The sequence below is a fragment of the Aestuariicoccus sp. MJ-SS9 genome (assembly GCF_032586235.1).
Classification (GTDB): Bacteria; Pseudomonadota; Alphaproteobacteria; order Rhodobacterales; family Rhodobacteraceae; genus Aestuariicoccus.
Genome location: NZ_JAWHTD010000102.1, coordinates 1 through 3,584, shown reverse-complemented (window position 1 = coordinate 3,584; position 3,584 = coordinate 1). Strand labels below are relative to the sequence as shown.

7 protein-coding genes are annotated in these 3,584 nt (G+C 60.1%); 4 read left to right on the top strand and 3 right to left on the bottom strand.

The genetic code is table 11. From position 1 onward, the window contains the following. Nucleotides 1-92: 92 nt before the first annotated feature. The 3 genes from RXV88_RS23305 to RXV88_RS23295 are packed head-to-tail and all read right to left on the bottom strand — an operon-like array spanning nt 93 to nt 1,260. Nucleotides 93-566, bottom strand: coding sequence for a hypothetical protein (locus RXV88_RS23305; RefSeq protein WP_316296115.1), 474 nt, complete (start codon nt 564-566; stop codon nt 93-95). Further along, a complete protein-coding gene (locus RXV88_RS23300) occupies nt 563-949 on the bottom strand; it encodes a hypothetical protein (protein WP_316296114.1) in 387 nt (128 codons plus the stop codon). Before RXV88_RS23300 ends, RXV88_RS23305 begins: the two co-directional genes overlap by 4 nt. Beyond that, nucleotides 946-1,260, bottom strand: coding sequence for a hypothetical protein (locus RXV88_RS23295; protein ID WP_316296113.1), 315 nt, complete (start codon nt 1,258-1,260; stop codon nt 946-948). The genes RXV88_RS23300 and RXV88_RS23295 overlap by 4 nt, the downstream gene beginning before the upstream one ends. 272 nt (nt 1,261-1,532) lie before the next feature. Here RXV88_RS23295 and RXV88_RS23290 point away from each other — a divergent pair, with 272 nt between their 5' ends. From RXV88_RS23290 to RXV88_RS23275, 4 genes are all read left to right on the top strand, one after another. Next, nucleotides 1,533-1,958, top strand: coding sequence for a hypothetical protein (locus tag RXV88_RS23290; protein WP_316296112.1), 426 nt, complete (start codon nt 1,533-1,535; stop codon nt 1,956-1,958). Nucleotides 1,959-2,047: 89 nt separating this feature from the next. Then, on the top strand, nt 2,048-2,368 hold the full coding sequence (locus RXV88_RS23285) for a hypothetical protein (protein WP_316296111.1): 321 nt from the start codon (nt 2,048-2,050) through the stop codon (nt 2,366-2,368). 214 nt (nt 2,369-2,582) lie between these two features. Next, a complete protein-coding gene (locus RXV88_RS23280; RefSeq protein ID WP_316296109.1) occupies nt 2,583-2,756 on the top strand; it encodes a hypothetical protein in 174 nt (57 codons plus the stop codon). Between the two features lie 278 nt (nt 2,757-3,034). Continuing rightward, nucleotides 3,035-3,310, top strand: coding sequence for a hypothetical protein (locus tag RXV88_RS23275; RefSeq protein WP_316296108.1), 276 nt, complete (start codon nt 3,035-3,037; stop codon nt 3,308-3,310). Nucleotides 3,311-3,584: the final 274 nt, after the last annotated feature.

The window sequence follows — 3,584 nt, the reverse complement described above, 5'->3', positions numbered from 1 at the left end:
GGAGCCCCTGGAATTCGATCTCGTTGGCATGCCTTCGTTCTCGGCCACCTGGATCGAAAAGTCCTGCGGAACTGTCGGATGAGTGCTGCCGGTCATCGGGGCGACAACTTGTGCAAGGCCGCAGCGGCAAGAGCATGTTCCTTCTGGTGGTAGTCGCCGCGGAACTTGCCATCGACCAGCACCTCCCAGATGCCGTTTCTTTCACGCACCTGAACCCCACCGCGCTGCGCCGGTCGGTTCATGGAAGAATCCTGTGCTCCTCTGCTTTTCGGCGGCACGGGTTTCATGTCGGTCATTTCCGGCTCCTTCGCCTTTGGTACGCGCACTTCTTCGATGAGCATCACGGCGCGGATGAATTCCTCCGCGTAGTCGTCGGTTTCGCGGTGGTCGTGTTCGTGCCGAGCCATGCGCATCGGCTCAACGAAGCGTTCTCGAAGGTGGTCAACGAAACGCGGCTCCGTCCGGGCGATGTAGGCGATCAGAGCTTGCAGGATCCGTTCATGAGCCAGCACACGCCTTTCGAGGTCGGTGGTCTCGGGGGAAGCTATCGGCATTGCGCGGTTCATCCTTCATCGACCGCGCTTTCCGGGCGCTCCGGCGAACGGTCGACATCAAGAGCTGCCAGGCAAGCCTGCGCGATATCCCGGTTCGGCATATCGGTACCCGGCATTGTCGCCCAGCCGGCTGTCATGAGAGCGTCGCGCCGCTGGTAGGTCGAGGCGGCTCGGATCGTTGCCAGTTTGTCCGCCCGGGACGGGTCAGAGCGCGCCATGTCAAGGCAGACCGGCACCATGGAGGCCACGACATCGTCTCGGGACATCGCCATCGCCCTGTCATTCGCGGTTCCGCCGGTTACCCAGCCGCCCCACGTGAAGCCAACGACTCCGACGAAGGCGGCGCCCATCAGCGCGCCATAGATGCCGGGTTTGAGCCATTCGGGAGTATTCATTTCAAGTCCTCCTGCGGAGAAAGCGCCGCCTCGCTGTGATTGTTCTTCTCAGTCGCGCCCCGATCCCGGCTCAGCGCCTCTTCCAAGTCGTTGTCGGAAATCGCCCGTAGCTCTGTCCGTCCTGCATAAATGCCGCTTCCGCGCACCGTCAGGTAGGTGGCCGTCCGTCTATAGGCTTCGAAGCTAACTCCCTGGAGAAGCTCTTCTTCGACAAGAACCTCGTAGTCGCCCGCAGGCAGTTCGCCCGGGTATCCCGGCAAGGTGAACGGGTTTGAAAACGTCACCGTCGATCTGGTCGACCGCATGTTCATCTCAGGTCTCCGCGATGTTGGCAGATCCGTCGCTCACCACTGTTGACGGCCCCCTGGAGTCGGGGACGAACCAGTCGAACGATTTGTTCTCTTGTACGTCGAGATAGTCCGACTGGCGCTATCGCATGTTAGTCCCGGGCATCGAACCGGCTCCGGCGTTCCTGGGGGCAGTCGCCCGCACTGACCTGTGTAAGGGCGGCGAGACCGACCTGCGCGTATCTTTTGGGAAACAGGGATGATCTGAATTCCTGCTACCCTTGAAAGGATTGGCGATGGCCGACCCCAATGTTCTCAACCCGCACCCGCCCGAGTTCGATCGGTTTCTCTATGCATCGGTCGGCGAGGACCGGAACGGATATGTCGTGACGGTCCTCTCCGCGCTAGCGCGGCTCGGCCTCGATCCATGGAAAGAAACCGCTGAACTGGTCACGCTGGGGCGCGACGCCGCGCAAGCTCGGTTGGGAACGTTGCTCGCTCGATTTTGGGACGTTCCATCGCTCGCAAGCGATCACGGCAGGGTCGCACGAGACCTGAGCCAGCTGCTTCCAGAAGGCCCAACTTCAGGTAACCTGAAGCGAGCTGCCTCGACGGCCGCCGACGGTCGCCTGAACACAAGCCGAGCGATCTGGGCGGTGCTCGCGATCATCATTGCTCTGGTTCAAATGTTCACGGTTGGCGGGTCGGGGCCAGGCGAATGACAGTTTCCACCAAGACAGCAAGGTCACCGGCCCATGCAGCGCACCGGGCCGGGACACTGTCCCCGAGTGAAAGGGAGGTTCTCTGGGACTTGGAGGAACACTTCTGGACCAGTGGCGCGCACAGCGCACAGGAGACGACCGCCACAAACGCCGTCATGATCTTTCCCTATCCGCCCGGCATCCTCCAGGGCGACCAGATCTGGACCCATTTGCGACAGAACACCGGCTGGCGTTCCGTCGTGATGTCGGAACGACGCGTAACGCGTTGCAACGACATCACCATTCTCACCTACCGGGTCTCCGCGGAGAAACCGGATGTGCCGATCTACAAGGCCCTCTGCGCCTCTACCTACCTCAACGATGACGACAAATGGCTGAGGATTTCCCACCAGCAAACTGCGGTGACTTGAGAACCGCGGAGGCAATCGACCTGCCACAGGCGCCGGGACTAACCTGCGTCAGTGAGGCGAGGCCCTGACACGGCTAGGTTACACGTACCCGCCGAATATTTGGCGGCGCGTCTCTTTTGAGTACCCAGGAGGTGTGTGGGCATGTCGATCCCCAGACGAACGGCATGTCGACACGCCTCTGATTTCTCAGGACGTCCAGGAAAGGACAATCCCAATGACACCGCAACAGACCAAGACCGCCGAAAAGATGAAGTCCGTCAAAGCGACATGGGACAAGGCTCCCGCTGGTCCGAAGAAAGATACGGCCCAGAAGCACTATCAGGCTGCAGAGAGGGCGCTTGAAGCACATGACGACGCCTTGACGAACAAGGAACTGAACGCGGCGTAAAACGCGCTCGCGTGACGCCCGGCGTCTGACCATACGGCAGCGCCGCCGAGCGCAAGACGTCGCGCGACCCCTTTTCGCGGGTAGACGATAACATACTCGCCGGCTGGCTAACCTAGATCAACGCAGGCTGGTCCATATCGAATTACTTAAAAACTTGTCCGCCGACAGCTTGGCGGGAAACCTGCCCAGGCTCTCCGAATCCTTGTCTCGGAATGGCCCTCAACCAGATCGGATCATGGCATTCGCTGACGCATGGACACTCCAGAAAGGACTGTTCGATGAAACTTTTCAAAACCTCCCCTCCGTTGCCCCGTTTCAAGCGGTTCAAACTGCTCGTCAGCGGACTCGCGGTTCTTGCCGGGACTGCGACAGTCGGCCATGCCGAGTCGGTCTATCCTCAGGTCGTGCGGTCGCTGCAGACAACGAGCATGGTTCGGCCCTATACCGGGCTGGAGTTGTCGGCAAAGATGAAGCCAGTTGAATGCGGCACGCTTACCCTCACCGAGGTAGCCCAGCGCTACTTTGCGATCACTTCAGACGACAGTCACGATTGAACGTCTACGTGATGCGCACAAATGCAGCCGGAAAGAGGCGTGCGCCTAGGCGTTGACAAGAGAACGTCGTCCCGTTGGTTACAACTACGCGCGCCGTCTCAAGACGCTCAGTAGCCTCACGCTCTACGAATACATCTGCAAAATCTGGACATCAGAGCCAGATCGATTCATCTTCGATCCGATCCACCAGATGCCGGGACTGAACCACTACCGGCTGGCGCCGGTAGGATCGGCGATATGCTGTTCGAGGTACTGAAGTACGATGTCTTCGGTG